Source organism: Pseudomonas sp. PDM19 (assembly GCF_014852215.1).
GTDB lineage: Bacteria > Pseudomonadota > Gammaproteobacteria > Pseudomonadales > Pseudomonadaceae > Pseudomonas.
The window spans coordinates 1,306,263-1,321,474 of the sequence record NZ_JACVBG010000001.1 but is presented as its reverse complement, the minus strand read 5'-3'; the positions used below and the strand labels follow the sequence as shown (position 1 = coordinate 1,321,474).

The window sequence follows — 15,212 nt, the reverse complement described above, 5'->3', positions numbered from 1 at the left end:
TGGATTCGACGAACGCAAGCCCTGTTGCATGCTCCGTTCATCAAACCTGCCAAGAGGTCCGCAATGAGCGATTCACCCTACGCCGACTGGATCGGCCGCTCCCAGGAGCGCGAGGAAGAACTGAGTACGCTGCTGGTCCGCCGTCTGGCCGTGACCCTGGCCGAAGACGCCCCGGCCGCTGGCGAGGCGCTGCCGCCGCTGTGGCACTGGATGTTCTTCCAGGATGAAGTGACCGAGCCGGGCCTGGGCGCCGACGGCCATCCGGCGCGGGGCGGCTTCCTGCCTCCGGCCGATGGGCGCAACCGCATGTGGGCCGGTGGCCGCCTGGAGTTCCACGAGCCGCTGCGTGTCGGCGGCGTGGCGAAGCGCACCACCACCATCCTGAATGTCGAGGAAAAGCACGGCCGCACCGGCTCGCTGCTGTTCGTCACCCTGCGCCACGAATTCGCCCAGGACGGCCGCCTGGCGTTCAGCGAGGAGCAGGACATCGTCTACCGCGAGCCCACTCCGCCCAAGCTCACAAGCGGCGATGCACTGCCCGCCGGGGACTGGAGTGAAGCAGTAGAGCCGACGCCGATCCTGCTGTTCCGCTACTCCGCGCTGACCTTCAACGGCCACCGCATCCATTACGACTGGCCCTACGTCACCGAGGCCGAGGGCTACCCCGGCCTGGTGGTGCACGGCCCGCTGATCGGCACCCTGAACCTGCGCGCGTTCTGCCGCGCCAACCCCCAGGCACGTCTGCGCCGCTATGCCTACCGTGGCCTGCGCCCGCTGATCAGCCCCGAACCGTTCGACGTCTGCGGCCGCCTGAGCGGCCCTGGCAAGGCCGAAGTCTGGGCCGGCAACGGCGCCGGTATCGCCCAGCGCGGCGAAGTGGAATTCGACTGACCGCACCGCTTCCGGTGCCTCCAACAAGAAAGACATGAGGTGTTTCGATGACGTCCACCCCCGAAGAACTCCAGGCCATCCGTGACGGCGTGCGCGCCCTGTGCGCGGAGTTCCCCGCCGAGTACTGGCGCAAGATCGACGAAGAGAAAGGCTTCCCCGAGGACTTCGTCCGCGCCATGACCGAAGCCGGCTGGCTCTCGGCGATGATCCCGGAAGAATACGGCGGTTCGGGCCTGGGCCTGGCCGAAGCCTCGGTGATCCTCGAGGAGGTGAACCACTGCGGCGGCAACTCCGGCACCATCCACGGGCAGATGTACAACATGTTCACCCTGCTGCGTAACGGCAGCGCCGAGCAGAAGGCCTACTACCTGCCCAAGCTCGCCAGCGGCGAACTGCGCCTGCAGTCCATGGGCGTCACCGAGCCCACCACCGGCACCGACACCACCAAGATCAAGACCACCGCCGTGCGCCAGGGCGACAAGTACGTGATCAACGGCCAGAAGGTGTGGATCTCGCGCATCCAGCATTCCGACCTGATGATCCTGCTGGCCCGCACCACGCCGCTGGCCGAGGTGAAGAAGAAGTCCGAAGGCATGTCGATCTTCCTCGTCGACCTGCGCGAAGCCATCGGCAACGGCCTGACCGTGCAGCCGATTGCCAACATGGTCAACCACGAGACCAACGAGCTGTTCTTCGACAACCTGGAGCTGCCGGCCAGCAGCCTGATCGGCGAGGAAGGCAAGGGCTTCAAGTACATCCTCGACGGCCTCAATGCCGAACGCACGCTGATCGCCGCCGAGTGCATCGGCGACGGCCGCTGGTTCACCGAGAAGTCCGCCCAGTACGCCCGTGACCGCGTGGTGTTCGGCCGCCCGATCGGGCAGAACCAGGGCGTGCAGTTCCCCATCGCCGAGGCGCATATCGAGATCGAGGCTGCCGACCTGATGCGCTGGCGCGCCTGCCAGGAGTACGACAGCGGCAAGAACGCCGGCGCCGCCGCCAACATGGCCAAGTACCTGGCTGCCAAGGCCAGCTGGGAAGCGGCCAACGCCTGCCTGCAGACCCACGGCGGCTTCGGCTTCGCCAACGAGTACGACGTCGAGCGCAAATTCCGCGAGACCCGCCTGTACCAGGTGGCGCCGATCTCCACCAACCTGATCCTGTCCTACGTGGCCGAGCACCTGCTCGAACTGCCGCGCTCCTTCTAAGCCGGGACGAGAAGAACAATGAACAATACCCACGCCCTTGCCGAGTTCCTTGCCGGCCTGCGCTACGAAGACCTGCCCACGTCCGTGGTCGAGTACACCGAGGAGCTGTTCCTCGACTGGCTCGGCTCGGCCCTGGCCAGCCAGAACCGCCACCCGATCCCGCTGTTCCAGCGCTACGCCCAGCGCATGGGCCCGGCCAGCGGCAAGAGCCGCGTGCTGGTGGACGGCAGCTCGACCTCCGCGTACTTCGCCGCGCTGGTCAACGGTGCCAGCTCGCACCTGGTAGAGCAGGACGACCTGCACAACAGCTCCGTGCTGCACCCGGCCACCGTGGTCTTCCCGGCGGCCCTGGCGGCCGCGCAGGAACTGGGCAAGTCCGGCCGCGAACTGATCCTCGCCAGCGTCGCCGGCTACGAGGCCGGCATCCGCATCGGCGAGTTCCTCGGTCGCTCGCATTACCGCATCTTCCACACCACCGCCACGGTCGGCACTCTGGCCGCCGCGGTGGCCGTGGGCAAACTGCTGGGGCTGGACAGCCGGCAGTTCGTGAACTGCCTGGGCAGCGCCGGCACCCAGGCCGCCGGGCTCTGGGAGTTCCTCCGCGACGCCGCCGACTCCAAGCAGCTGCACACCGCCAAGGCCGCCGCTGACGGCCTGCTCGCCGCCTACCTGACGGCGGACGGCCTGACCGGCGCGCAGAACATCCTCGAAGGCGAGCAGGGCATGGCTGCCGGCATGTCCAGCGACGCCGACCCGAGCCGTCTGGTGGACGGCCTGGGTACCCGCTGGGCGCTCTGCGAGACCTCCTACAAGTTCCATGCTTCCTGCCGCCATACCCATCCCGCCGCCGATGCGCTGCTGGGCCTGATGCAGCGTGAAGGGCTCAGCCATGGCGACATCGCCAAGGTCACCACCCGCGTGCACCAGGGTGCGATCGACGTGCTCGGCCGCGTAGTCGTGCCGCAGACCGTGCACCAGGCGAAGTTCTCCATGGGCACCGTACTCGGCCTGATCGCCGTACACGGCAAGGCCGGTCTGGTGGAGTTCGAGGAGTTCTCCCTGAACGATGCCCAGGTGGCGGCGTTCCGCGAGAAGGTCAGCATGCAGCTCGATGCGGAAGTGGACGGTGCCTACCCGCGGCGCTGGCTGGGCCGCGTCGACGTGCTCACCACCGACGGCCGCCAGCTTCACGGCGCCATCGATGAGCCCAAGGGCGACCCGGGCAACGGCCTGAGCCGCGCCGAGCTGGAAGACAAGTTCCGCCGCCTGCTGGCCTTCGCCGGCCAGCGCAGCCAGGCCGAAGCGGATCGCCTGGTGCAGGCCAGCTGGGCTCTGCACCAGTTGCCAAGCCTCGACGTCTTTCACTGAGTCTTCTGCGGGCGGCCAGTCTGCCCGATTCTTCCGAAGCAAGCGCGTCGGCCAGCTGGCCGGCGTCTGGAGTTGCCCATGAGTTCGCGTCCCCTCGACGGCATCACCGTCGTCAGCCTGGAACACGCCATCGCCGCGCCGTTCTGCACCCGTCAGCTGGCCGACCTCGGCGCCCGCGTGATCAAGGTCGAGCGCCCCGGCGTCGGCGATTTCGCCCGTGGCTATGACGAGCGCGTGCGCGGCCTGGCCTCGCATTTCGTCTGGACCAACCGCTCCAAGGAAAGCCTGTCCCTGGACCTCAAGCAGGAGCCGGCGCAGGCCGTGCTGGAGCAACTGCTGGAAACCGCCGACGTGCTGGTGCAGAACCTCGCGCCGGGCGCCGCCGCGCGCCTGGGGCTGTCGTTCGACGCGCTGCACGAACGCTTCCCGCGCCTGATCGTCTGTGACATTTCCGGCTACGGCGAAGGCGGCCCCTACGAGCAGAAGAAGGCCTATGACCTGCTGATCCAGAGCGAGAGCGGCTTCCTCTCGGTGACCGGCGGGCCCGGCGCCGACGAGATGGCCAAGGCCGGCTGCTCGATTGCCGACATTTCCGCCGGCATGTACGCCTACAGCGGCATCCTCTCCGCGCTGCTGCTGCGTGGCCGTACGGGAGAGGGCAGCCGCGTCGAGGTGTCGATGCTCGAAGGCATGGCCGAGTGGATGGGCTTCCCCATGTACTACGCCTTCGAAGGCCAGTCGCAGCCGCCGCGCGCCGGCGCTGCCCACGCCACCATCTATCCCTACGGGCCGTTCCCCACCGGCGACGGCGGCAGCGTCATGCTCGGCGTACAGAACGAGCGCGAGTGGAAGCTGTTCTGCGAAGTGGTCCTGCAGCGTCCGGAGCTGGCGGTCGATCCGCGTTTCACCGCGACCAGCCTGCGGGTGGCCAACCGCGATGCCCTGCGTGGACTGATCGTCGAAGCCTTTGCCAGCCTTGGCGCCGAACAGGTGGTCGAACGCCTGGAACAGGCGCAGATCGCCAACGCCCACGTCAACGACATGCGTGGCCTGTGGCAACACCCGCAACTCGCCGCCCGCGACCGCTGGCGTGAGATCGACAGCCCGGCCGGCCGCCTGCCGGCGCTTTTGCCGCCGGTGAACAGCAATGCCTACGCGCCGCGCATGGACGCCGTGCCGGCATTAGGTCAGCAGACGGATGACCTGCTGCAGGAACTGGGTTATACCCCCGGTGATATCCAGCGCCTGCACGAGCAGGGCGCGGTATGACCCAGGAGAACCCAATGATTCAGCAAAGCCCGGCGGATTCCATCGTGCGAACCGCGCTGTTCGTTCCCGGCAGCCGCCCGGAGCGTTTCGCCAAGGCCCTGGCCAGCGGCGCCGACGCGGTGATCGTCGACTTCGAGGATGCTGTCGAGGCCTCGCTCAAGGCCCAGGCCCGCGACAATCTGGAAGCCTTCCTCGGCGCCAATCCGGAGGCCCGCGTGCGGGTGCGGGTGAATGCCGCTGGCGATCCGGAACAGGCCGCCGATCTTGAACTCTGCCGGCGCCTGCCGGGCGTCATCGGCATCCTGCTGCCCAAGGCCGAGCGCGCCATGCAGGTGCGTATCGCCGCGTCCTGCGGCAAACCGGTGTGGCCACTGATCGAGAGCGCCCGAGGCCTGCTCGCACTGGGCGAAATCGCTGCCTGCGAGGGTGTGGAACGCCTGACCTTCGGTGGCCTCGACCTGGCGCTGGATATCGGCATGAGCAGTGGCACCCAGGCTGCCGCGGTGGTCTATGACCAGGTGCGCCTGAGCCTGCTACTGCATTCACGGGTGAACGACCTGCAACCGCCGCTGGACACCGTGTTCCCCGCGTTCGACGACGCCGAAGGCTTCGCCGCGACCATCCGCCATGGCCGCGACCTCGGTCTGCTCGGCGCGCTCTGTATTCATCCGAAGCAGGTCGGTGTCGCCCATGCGGCGCTGGCCCCGAGCGCGGACGAGCTGGATTGGGCGCAGCGGGTGGTGGCTGCCGCGCAGAGCGGCGCGGCGGCCTTCCAGGTCGACGGGCAGATGGTCGATGCGCCGGTGCTGGGCCGCGCCCGGCGGTTGCTGGCCAGCGCTGGCGACTGATCTCCAGTGTTTCCTGCAGGAGCGCGCCATGCTCGCGATCGCGCGCATGGCGCGCTCCTACAGGTCAGCTCCGCAGCAGCCGGTCGGCGCGCTGTTCAGCTCAATCCCGGACAGTAGGGCGGATAACCCGGAACGGGTTATCCGCCGATTGCCTTGCGGCGCATAGCGCCAACGCGTTATGCGCCCTGCGTTCCGACCTACAGCAGTGCGCCATGCGCGCTCAATCCAGCAACCCCCGCGCCCGGGCAATCGCCACGGCCTCGGTGCGCCCCTGGGCGCCGAGCTTGGCGTTGATGTTGCGCAGGTGGGATTTCACGGTGAACTCGGAGAGGAACATCTTCTCGGCGATCACCTTGTTCCGGTGCCCGGCTGCCAGCAGGCGGATCACCTGGATCTCGCGGGTGGTCAGGCCTTCGCCGGCAGCGCCGGGTACCTGGCCGTTGCTCGGCGTCTCGCCATGGCAGACGAAGCGCTGCAGCAGGGTGGTGAGGAAGCGCGGCTCGATGCCCAGCGCCCGCGACTGCGCCTGATGCGGAACCGCCCAGCGTTGCAGCAGGCCACCCAGGCGCGGGCCCTCGTCGAGGAAGGTGCGCATGAAGCCTTCATGGCTGGCGAAGCGCAGCGCCTCGCTGAGTGCCTCGAAGGACTCCTCGGTTCGCTCCAGGGCACTGAGCGCGAGGGCATGCAGCAGGCGCAGCTTGAGTTCGCGGCGATGGTGCTGGCGGGCGTTGGCCTCGGCCATGGCTTCGCGCAGCTCGCGCTCGGTGTCCTCGCAGTCGCCCTGGGCGATGCGCAGGCGAAAGCGGGCGATGCTCGGGGTGTCCACGTCGTTGCCATGCAGCAGGATGCCCGGCCGCTCCCAGTCACCATGCAGCTCGGCATAGCGCAGGGATTGGCGGGCCGATTCCAGTCGATTCTCCAGGGTGGCCGCGCGGGCACGCTCCAGCCAGGCCGAGCAGATCACCCGTGCCGAGCCGGACTGCTGGCCGATCTGTTCCAGGTCCGCCAGCAGGCGCAGCCAGGCGTCGCGATCGCCCTTGAGCAGGGCGACGCGGGCCAGCAGGACATGGCAGGAAATCAGTGAATCCGGCGGGCTGCTTTCCTTGGCGTGGGGCAGTACTTCGCCCAGCAGCTGTTCCACCTCGTCCAGCGCGTCGGTTTCGTAGAGTGCGATGGACAGCGTGATCTCCAGCGACGGCCGCCCGGCGAGAATCTTCTCAGCACCGCCCGTGGTTTGCGTCGGGAAGGCCGCCTGCAGACGCGCCACGGCATTGCCCAGGCGCCCCTGGATCATGTCCAGCGCGCCCTCCAGACAACTGGCGACGCTGCCCATGGACTGGGTGCGGCTCTGCGAACAGCGCAGGATCGCCCGCGACAGCAGGCGCCGCGCCTCTTCGTAGCGTCCTGTGGAGACCAGGCTGTAGCCCAGGCAGTTGGCGATCACGCCGTACTGGAACTGCTCGTCATCGGGGATGCGCTGGATGTGCGCCAGGCCCGCCTCGCAGCAGGCTTCCACCTGGTCGGTGAGGGCGAACAGCAGGCAGCGGATGGTTTCCGCTTCCAGCGCCAGCGGTTGCTCGCCATCTTCAGTGGCGCCACGGATCAGCGCGATGCTGGCCAGCGCGTCGGTGTAGCGGCGGTGCAGGGCGAGGGTCCAGGAATAGCCCAGGCAGAGGTTGGGATAGCGCTGCAGGGTCTGCGGCGGAATCTGGTCCAGCCAGCGCAGCAGCAGGCGCGAACGGCCCACGTCCATGAATTCGCCGACATGCCGGGTCAGGTGCAGCGCGGCCTCGTCGCGGGCGCCGGCCTGCAGCAGGTGATCGATGGCCGGCACCGGGCGCTGCTCGGCCAGGTACCACTGCGCCGCCAGCTGGTGCAGCCGTGCGGCATGGCCGGGGTAGGAGCGCTGCAGGGCGTCGCGCAGGTAGCTGGCGAACAGGCTGTGGTAGCGGAACCACTGGTGTTCGCTGTCCAGGGGGAAGAGGAACAGGTTGGCGCGTTCCAGGTAGGCGAGCATTTCCTGGCCGTCCTGCCCGCCGGTGACGGCGTTGCACAGCGGCACGCAGAGCTGGTCAAGCACGCTGGTGAGCAGGAGGAACTGCCGGCAGGCCTCGCTCTGCCGCGCGAGGATGTCTTCGGTCAGGTACTCGGCCAGCTCCAGGTTGCTGCCGGAGAAGCTGGAGACGAAGGCTGCGTGGTCGTTGCGCCCCTGCAGCGACAGGCTGGCGAGGTAGATGGCGGTGATCCAGCCCTCGGTACAGCGGTAGAGGGTGGCGATCTCGGCGTCACGCAGCGGCAGTTCGCGCTTGTCGCGGATGAAGCGCGTCGCCTCGTCGAGGGAGAAGCGCAGCGCGCCGGGGTTGAACTCCAGCAGCTGGCCACGGGCACGGATGCGCCCCAGGCCGATGTCCGGTGTCGAGCGCGAGGCCAGCACCAGTACGCCGCAGGGCGGCAGGGTGTCGATCAGCTGCTGGACGAAGTTGAGCACCGCCGGGTTGTGGATCGCCTCGAATTCGTCCAGCAGCAGGGCGAAGGGGCGAGTGCGGTCGGAAAGTTCTTCCAGCAGCGTCTGCATCTGCTGGGACAGGCCCTGCGGCTCGCCGGTCGGCGTGGCGTCGAGTTGGCGCAGGCCGTTGGCGAGGTGGGCGACGAAGCGTTGCAGGTCGTTGTCCGCGGCATCCAGGTTGAGCCAGAGCACCTGGCGCTCCTGGGCCAGGCAGCGCTCGCGGTACTGCTGCAGGAGGGTCGTCTTGCCGAAGCCGGCGGCGGCGCGGATCAGGATCAGCCGCGCGCTGGACTGCTCCATCTGCTCCAGCAGGTGCTGGCGGGGCAGATGGCTGGCGGAGACGGACGGCGTGGCGAACTTGCTCGACAGGATGCGCAGGGGCGCGGTCCCGGTGGCAGAGGCGGCGGAAAACTGGGCAGACATGGCAACTCCGCTGGCCGGTCGTGTGGCTGCGCTGGGCGCGCCGCCGGCTCAATTGTTTTTCTATGTCGCGGCATCTTGCCACGGCCGGCGGCGGGATCGCAGTCGTCCATTCGAACTACTCGACAGTTTGAGGCACGCCAGAGCCCCGAAATTCGGCCCGAGCGGACTAGTCCGTGATTCGTCCGTTCGATCCATTGTTGCCCGCTGGCCCGTCGCTAGGCTGGGGAGCTGCCGGATATCCCGGCGCTTGCACAGCCAGACAGGAGCGATGCGATGGCGGGCCCGCTGACGGGATTGAAGGTAATCGAGATGGTCGGCCTGGGGCCGGCGCCGTTCTGCGCCATGCTGCTGGCTGACATGGGCGCCGAAGTGATCCGCGTGCAACGCCCCGGCCAGGCGCTGGGCGAGCGGGCGCGCTTCGACGTGCTCGGCCGTGGCCGCCGCGCCGTCGCCCTGGACCTGCGCCAGAGCAAAGGGGTGGAAACCCTGCTGCAACTGGTGGAAGGCGCCGACGCGCTGATCGAAGGCTTCCGCCCCGGTGTGATGGAGCGCCTGGGCCTGGGGCCGGAGCAATGCCTGCAGCGCAACCCGAAGCTGGTGTTCGGCCGCATGACCGGCTGGGGCCAGAGCGGCCCGCTGGCCCAGGCCGCCGGCCACGACATCAACTACATCGCCCTGGCCGGCGCGCTGCACGCCATCGGCCGGCCCGGCGAGAAGCCGGTGGTGCCGCACAACTACATCGGCGACTTCGGTGGCGGCGGCATGTTGCTGGGCTTCGGTGTGCTCTGCGCGCTGCTGGAGGCGCAGCGTTCCGGCAAGGGACAGGTCGTCGATGCGGCCATGACCGACGGCACCGCGCTGCTCTCGGCGATGATGTACGGCTTCCGCGCGGGCGGCCGCCTGAGCGACGAGCGCGGCGCCAACCTGCTCGACGGCGGCGCGCATTTCTACGACACCTACGCCTGCGCCGACGGCCGCTTCATCGCCCTGGGCGCCATCGAACCGCAGTTCTACGCCGAGCTGCTGCAGCGCTGCGGCATCGACGACCCGCAGTTCCAGCAGCAGATGGACCCGCGCCAGTGGCCGCAGCTCAAGGCCAAGCTCACCGCGCTGTTCCTGCAGCGCAGCCGTGCCCAGTGGTGCGAGCTGCTCGAAGGCAGCGACGCCTGCTTCGCCCCGGTGCTGGACTGGGCCGAGGCCGCGCAGCACCCGCACAACCGCGAACGCGGCACCTACCTCGAACTCGACGGCGTACTCCAGCCTGCGCCGGCGCCGCGCTTCAGCCGCACACCCGCCGCGACGCCGACGCAGGCTGCGGGCGAACCGCAGAGCGAAGCGGTGCTGCGCGACTGGGGACTGAGTGACGAACGCATCGCCGACCTGCAGCAGGCCGGCGTCATCTGAGCCCCGCAGCGACGCGGGCCAACAGCACAACAACAAGAAAGGTGAACCGATGGAACGCTTGTACGAGTACATAGTGGTGGGCGCCGGCTCGGCCGGTTGCGCAGTGGCCGGGCGGCTGGCCGATGCCGGCTGCAAGGTGGCGCTGCTGGAAACCGGCGGTCACGACCACCACGGCAAGGTCACGGTGCCGGTGGGCCTGGTGCTGACCATTCCGCGCAAGGGCGACTACAACTACGCCTACGAAAGCACCGCGCAGCCGAGCCTGGCGGGTCGCGCCAGCTACCTGCCGCGCGGTCGCGGGCTGGGTGGCAGCTCCTCGATCAACGGCATGCTCTACCTGCGCGGTACGCCTTCGGATTATGACGGCTGGGCCGCTGCCGGCTGCGAAGGCTGGAGCTGGAAAGAGGTGCTGCCGTACTTCAAGCGCGCCGAGAACAACGAGCGCGCTGCCGGCAAGGACGACGCACTGCACGGCGGCAGCGGCCCGCTGCACGTCACCGACCCGCGTTCGCCGTGCTCCTGGGCGCGCCACTTCATCGAGGCGGCGGCCAGCGCCGGCCACGCCTACAACCACGACTTCAACGGGCCGCAGCAGGAGGGCGTGGGTTACTTCCAGGTCACCCAGTTCAACGGCGAGCGCTGGAACGCCGCGCGGGCCTACCTGCACCGTGGCAATGCCGGCGATGCGACGCACAATGGCGGGCGCTCGAATCTGCAGGTGCTGACCGGCAGCCGCGCGCTGCGCATCCTGTTCCAGGGCAAGCGTGCCACCGGCGTGCTGGTGGAGCGTGACGGCCAGGAAGTGGCGCTGCATGCATCGCGGGAAGTGATCGTCTGCGCCGGCAGCCTGGTCTCGCCGCAACTGCTGATGGTTTCCGGCATCGGCCCGGCCGCGCACCTGCGGCAGCTGGGCATCGCGCCGCTGCACGACGCGCCCGAGGTCGGGCAGAACCTGCAGGAACACCCGGACCTGATCCTGCACAAGCGCATCTTCAGCACCGACCTGTTCGGTGTGACCGTGCGTGGCGCGCTGAGCTACCTGGGGCAATGGCGCAAGTACAAGCGCGAGCGCGGCGGCCTGTTCACCCGCACCTTCACCGAGGCCGGGGCCTTCCTCAAGACCGATCCGGCGCTGGCCGACCCGGACATCCAGCTGCACTTCGTGATGTCCTCGGGCGACAACCACGGGCGCACCTTCCACTACGGCAGCGGCTACTCGGTGCACGTCTGCGTGCTGCGCCCGCACAGCCGCGGACAGATTCGCCTGCACAGCGCCGACATGCGCGACGACCCGCTGATCGAGCTGAACCTGCTGCAGGACGAGCGCGACATGGCGACCATGCTCAAGGGCGTGAAGCTGGTGCATCAGATCCTCGAACAGCCGGTGCTCACGCGCTTCGGCGGCAAGCCGCTGTTCCATGGGCACCTGAAGTTCGACGGGAGCGACGACGAAGCGGTGAAACAGATGATCCGCGAGCACTGCGACAACGTTTACCACCCGGTGGGCAGTTGCCGGATGGGCGGCGACGAGCAGTCGGTGGTCGATCCGCAGCTGCGCGTGCGCGGCGTCCAGGGCCTGCGCGTGGCGGACGCCTCGGTGATCCCGCTGCAGGTAGGCGGCAACACCAATGCGCCGACCATCATGGTCGGCGAGAAGTGCGCCGATCTGCTGCTGGCCGAGCGCAATGACGCCCAGCCGGGCCGCGCGGCCTCGCTGGGGGAACTGCAGACCAGTTGATACCGAGTTGTACGGGGGGAAGGGCCGGGCGGCTTCGGGCGCCCGGCCCTTTTTTTGTGCGCTGCGCCCTACGGTCTTTTTCATTGCGTGGCTCCGGTTCGGTATTCCCCTGTAGGAGCGGGCCATGCCCGCGATCGCGCGCATGGCGCGCTCCTACACCCAGCGCCATGCCACCCGGACAGCGCGGAACGCTCTAGTCCATTCGAACCACCCGCCAAACCACCGCAGCTTCATCCCTTCGACCGACGCCGCGCCCAACGCCCCTCCCTAGTATCGAACTCACAAGAACAACATCGATTGGAGACCTGCCATGTACCTGACCCAAGGCCTGCAACGCATGCTGCAGCAGGACCCGGACCACGTCGCGACCATCTTCCGCGGCCGCACGCGGACCTTCCGCGAGCAGGGCGAGCGCGTCTCGCGCCTGGCCGCGGCCCTGCAATCGCTGGGCATGCGCAACGGCGACCGGGTCGGCATGCTGGCCCTGAACTCGGACCGCTACCTGGAATACATGCTGGCCACCTGGTGGGGCGGCGGCGTGCTCAACCCGGTGAACATCCGCTGGAGCGTGCCGGAGATCGTCTACTCGCTGGACGACTGCCAGACCGAAATCCTGCTGATCGACGACCACTTCCTGCACCTGGCCGAAGGCATCCGCGCCGGCGCCAGGAGCGCCCCGGTGCTGGTCCACGTCGGTGACGGCGCCGCGCCTGAGGGCATGCACTCCTTCGAAGGCCTGATCGCCAGCCACGAGCCCATCGAAGACGCCCTGCGCGGCGGCAACGACCTCGCTTCGATCATGTACACCGGCGGCACCACCGGCCTGCCCAAGGGCGTGATGCAGTCGCACCTGAACCTCTGGTCCTCTGCTGTGGCACGCATGGCCGAGTTCCCCGCCGAGGATGACTCGCGCACCCTGCACGCCGCGCCGATGTTCCACACCGCCGCCATGGCACGCTGCCTGAGCCAGGTGATCGGCGGCTACGTCAACGTGTTCATCCCGATGTTCGATCCGCTGGAAGTGCTGCAGACCATCGAGCGCGAGCGCATCAACGAGATGCTGCTGGTGCCGACCATGCTGCAGGCGGTGATCAACCACCCGGACTTCGAGCGCCACGACCTGTCCTGCCTCAAGCGCATGGCCTACGGCGCCTCGCCGATTTCCCTGCCGGTGCTGGAGCAGGCCCTGGCCAAGTTTCCCGGCATCGCCTTCATGCAGGCCTACGGCATGACCGAAACCTCGCCGGTGATCTCGGTGAGCCCGGACTGGACGCACCAGGCCGAGGGCATCGCCAGCGGCCTGGTACGCAGCGCCGGGCGCGGCGGCTTCGGCGGCCTGGTGAAGATCGTCGACGAGGAGGGCAACGAAGTCCCCCGTGGCGTGGTGGGCGAGATCATCGTCTGCGGCCCCAACGTCATGCTCGGCTACTGGAACCGCCCGGAAGAGACCGCCAAGACCCTGCGCAACGGCTGGCTGCATACCGGCGACGGCGCCTACATGGACGAGCGTGGCTTCCTGTTCATCGTCGACCGCCTCAAGGACATGATCGTCACCGGCGGCGAGAACGTGTACTCCGCCGAGGTCGAGAACGTGGTGGCCCGCCACCCGTCCGTGCAGAGCTGCGCGGTGATCGGCATTCCCCACGAGCGCTGGGGCGAAGCGGTGCACGCGGTGGTGGTGCTGCACGCCGGCAGCGACGTCTGCTCCGACGACATCCGCGCCCACTGCGCCCAGCACATCGCCGGCTACAAGTGCCCGAAATCCGTCGAGTTCGTTGCCGCTCTGCCGCTCTCGGCGGCCGGCAAGGTGCTCAAGCGCGACCTGCGCGCTCCCTACTGGAAAGACCAGAACCGCGCCGTCAACTGACGGCGCGCGACACGCCCATCCCCAAGGAGAAACACATGAGCAATAAAGTAGTGGTGGCCGGGGTCGGCATGATCCCCTTCACCAAGCCGGGCCAGAGCGACGAGTACCACATCATGGGCGCGAATGCGGCCAAGGCCGCGCTGGCCGACGCCGGTATCGACTATGCGCTGGTGCAGCAGGCCTACGTGGGCTACGTCTACGGCGACTCCACCTGCGGCCAGGCCGCGGTCTATGGCGTCGGCCTGACCGGCATCCCGGTGGTAAACGTCAACAACAACTGCGCCACCGGCTCCACCGCGCTGTTCCTGGCGCGCCAGGCCGTGGAAAGCGGCGCCGTGGAATGCGCCATCGCCCTGGGCTTCGAGCAGATGGTCCCCGGCGCGCTGAAGGGCGCCTACACCGACCGTACCGGCCCGATGGACCGCTTCGCCAAGACCATGACCCAGGTGCAGGGCTTCGACGAGGCCGCGCCGCGCGCCGCGCAGTTCTTCGGCGGCGCCGGGCGCGCCTACATGAAGGAATACGGCATCAGCCGCGAAGTCTTCGCCCGCATCCGCGTCAAGGCCAGCCAGCACGCCGCACGCAACCCGCTGGCGGTGTTCCGCAACGTGGTCAGCGTCGACGAAGTGATGGCCTCGCCGATGATCTTCGACCCGCTAACCCGCCTGCAGTGCTGCCCGCCGACCTGCGGCGCGGCCGCCGCCATCGTCTGCACCGAGGCCTTCGCGAAGAAGCACGGCCTGCGCACCGACGTGGTGATCGCCGCCCAGGCCATGACCACCGACCGCAACAGCACCTTCGACGAAGGCGACATGCGCAAGGTCGTCGGCTACGACATGACCCGCAACGCCGCCAACATCGTGTACGAGAAGGCCGGTGTCGGTCCGCAGGACATCCAGGTGGTCGAGCTGCACGACTGCTTCACCGCCAACGAACTGATCACCTACGAAGGCCTGATGCTGACCCCCGAGGGCACCGCCGAGAAATTCATCCTCGACGGCGACAACACCTACGGTGGCCGCATCGTCACCAACCCCTCCGGCGGCCTGCTCTCCAAGGGCCACCCGCTGGGCGCCACGGGCCTGGCCCAGTGCTTCGAGCTGACCCGCCAGCTGCGCGGCACTGCCGACGCCACCCAGGTAGACGGCGCGCGCTTCGCCCTGCAGCACAACCTGGGCCTGGGCGGCGCCTGCGTCGTCACCCTGTTCCAGCGCCAGTGACCGGGGAGCCGCGAGCATGATCGACAAGAGCCATATCGGCGCGGTGGTCTCCAGCCACACGCAACTGGTCGAGGCGGGGCGCCTGCGCTTCTTCGCCAAGGCCACCGGCCAGGCGGACGCGCGCTACAGCGACGAGACCGCCGCCCGCGACGCCGGCTATCCCGGCCTGCCGGTGCCGCCGACCTTCCTCTTCTGCCTGGACATGGAAGCCGGCGGCTCGGGTTCGGTGCTCAAGCGCCTGAACATCGACCTCGGCCGCATCCTGCATGCCGAGCAGGGCTTCACCTACCACCGCATGGCCTTCGCCGGTGAGCGCCTGTCCTTCGAGACGAAGATCGTCGACATCTACGACAAGAAGGGCGGCGCCCTGGAATTCGTGGTGCGTGAAACCCGCGTCAGCAACGCCGCCGGCGAGCTGGTGGCGGAACTGCGCAACAGCCTCGTCGTACGCAACGGATAAGGAGCCGAGC

11 protein-coding genes are annotated in these 15,212 nt (G+C 68.4%); 10 read left to right on the top strand and 1 reads right to left on the bottom strand.

Features of this window, described 5'->3' with window-relative positions:
* Window positions 1-63 precede the first annotated feature (63 nt).
* The 5 genes from IB273_RS05695 (at window position 64) to IB273_RS05675 (ending at window position 5,584) form a co-directional block, all read left to right on the top strand.
* Window positions 64-891 (top strand): MaoC family dehydratase N-terminal domain-containing protein, encoded by an 828-nt coding sequence (locus IB273_RS05695; protein WP_192223491.1) that lies wholly within the window; start codon window positions 64-66, stop codon window positions 889-891.
* A 47-nt stretch (window positions 892-938) separates the two neighbouring features.
* The gene (locus tag IB273_RS05690; RefSeq protein ID WP_081520377.1) at window positions 939-2,099 is read left to right on the top strand and encodes an acyl-CoA dehydrogenase family protein; all 1,161 of its coding nucleotides are present in this window, start codon (window positions 939-941) and stop codon (window positions 2,097-2,099) included.
* A gap of 18 nt (window positions 2,100-2,117) precedes the next feature.
* Entirely contained in the window at window positions 2,118-3,467 is a 1,350-nt protein-coding gene (locus tag IB273_RS05685) for an MmgE/PrpD family protein (RefSeq protein ID WP_192223490.1), read from the top strand.
* A gap of 78 nt (window positions 3,468-3,545) precedes the next feature.
* Window positions 3,546-4,736, top strand: coding sequence for a CaiB/BaiF CoA transferase family protein (locus IB273_RS05680; protein WP_081520375.1), 1,191 nt, complete (start codon window positions 3,546-3,548; stop codon window positions 4,734-4,736).
* A 14-nt stretch (window positions 4,737-4,750) separates the two neighbouring features.
* Window positions 4,751-5,584 carry an HpcH/HpaI aldolase/citrate lyase family protein gene (locus IB273_RS05675; RefSeq protein ID WP_081520374.1) on the top strand — a complete coding sequence of 278 codons (834 nt, stop codon included), beginning with the start codon at window positions 4,751-4,753 and terminating at the stop codon, window positions 5,582-5,584.
* Window positions 5,585-5,804: 220 nt separating this feature from the next.
* On the opposite strand, the gene IB273_RS05670 is transcribed toward IB273_RS05675, so the two are convergent.
* Complete coding sequence (locus tag IB273_RS05670; RefSeq protein WP_192223489.1) at window positions 5,805-8,513, bottom strand: LuxR C-terminal-related transcriptional regulator; 2,709 nt, start codon at window positions 8,511-8,513, stop codon at window positions 5,805-5,807.
* Window positions 8,514-8,786: 273 nt separating this feature from the next.
* Here IB273_RS05670 and IB273_RS05665 point away from each other — a divergent pair, with 273 nt between their 5' ends.
* From IB273_RS05665 to IB273_RS05645, 5 genes are all read left to right on the top strand, one after another.
* Window positions 8,787-9,917 (top strand): CaiB/BaiF CoA transferase family protein, encoded by a 1,131-nt coding sequence (locus IB273_RS05665; protein WP_192223488.1) that lies wholly within the window; start codon window positions 8,787-8,789, stop codon window positions 9,915-9,917.
* 49 nt (window positions 9,918-9,966) lie between these two features.
* The gene (locus IB273_RS05660; protein ID WP_192223487.1) at window positions 9,967-11,655 is read left to right on the top strand and encodes a GMC family oxidoreductase; all 1,689 of its coding nucleotides are present in this window, start codon (window positions 9,967-9,969) and stop codon (window positions 11,653-11,655) included.
* 310 nt (window positions 11,656-11,965) lie between these two features.
* The gene (locus IB273_RS05655; RefSeq protein ID WP_081520370.1) at window positions 11,966-13,522 is read left to right on the top strand and encodes an acyl-CoA synthetase; all 1,557 of its coding nucleotides are present in this window, start codon (window positions 11,966-11,968) and stop codon (window positions 13,520-13,522) included.
* A 35-nt stretch (window positions 13,523-13,557) separates the two neighbouring features.
* Window positions 13,558-14,742, top strand: a complete 1,185-nt coding sequence (locus IB273_RS05650) for a lipid-transfer protein (protein WP_192211000.1) — start codon at window positions 13,558-13,560, stop codon at window positions 14,740-14,742.
* A gap of 16 nt (window positions 14,743-14,758) precedes the next feature.
* The gene (locus tag IB273_RS05645; RefSeq protein WP_081520368.1) at window positions 14,759-15,202 is read left to right on the top strand and encodes a MaoC family dehydratase N-terminal domain-containing protein; all 444 of its coding nucleotides are present in this window, start codon (window positions 14,759-14,761) and stop codon (window positions 15,200-15,202) included.
* The last annotated feature ends 10 nt before the right edge of the window (window positions 15,203-15,212 follow it).

Excerpts from the sequence above, each read along its gene's own strand:
- IB273_RS05695 (WP_192223491.1), top strand. The coding sequence starts at position 64 with ATGAGCGATTCACCCTACGCCGACTGGATCGGCCGCTCCCAGGAGCGC.
- IB273_RS05690 (WP_081520377.1), top strand. The coding sequence starts at position 939 with ATGACGTCCACCCCCGAAGAACTCCAGGCCATCCGTGACGGCGTGCGC.
- IB273_RS05685 (WP_192223490.1), top strand. The coding sequence starts at position 2,118 with ATGAACAATACCCACGCCCTTGCCGAGTTCCTTGCCGGCCTGCGCTAC.
- IB273_RS05680 (WP_081520375.1), top strand. The coding sequence starts at position 3,546 with ATGAGTTCGCGTCCCCTCGACGGCATCACCGTCGTCAGCCTGGAACAC.
- IB273_RS05675 (WP_081520374.1), top strand. The coding sequence starts at position 4,751 with ATGATTCAGCAAAGCCCGGCGGATTCCATCGTGCGAACCGCGCTGTTC.
- IB273_RS05670 (WP_192223489.1), bottom strand. The coding sequence starts at position 8,513 with ATGTCTGCCCAGTTTTCCGCCGCCTCTGCCACCGGGACCGCGCCCCTG.
- IB273_RS05665 (WP_192223488.1), top strand. The coding sequence starts at position 8,787 with ATGGCGGGCCCGCTGACGGGATTGAAGGTAATCGAGATGGTCGGCCTG.
- IB273_RS05660 (WP_192223487.1), top strand. The coding sequence starts at position 9,967 with ATGGAACGCTTGTACGAGTACATAGTGGTGGGCGCCGGCTCGGCCGGT.
- IB273_RS05655 (WP_081520370.1), top strand. The coding sequence starts at position 11,966 with ATGTACCTGACCCAAGGCCTGCAACGCATGCTGCAGCAGGACCCGGAC.
- IB273_RS05650 (WP_192211000.1), top strand. The coding sequence starts at position 13,558 with ATGAGCAATAAAGTAGTGGTGGCCGGGGTCGGCATGATCCCCTTCACC.
- IB273_RS05645 (WP_081520368.1), top strand. The coding sequence starts at position 14,759 with ATGATCGACAAGAGCCATATCGGCGCGGTGGTCTCCAGCCACACGCAA.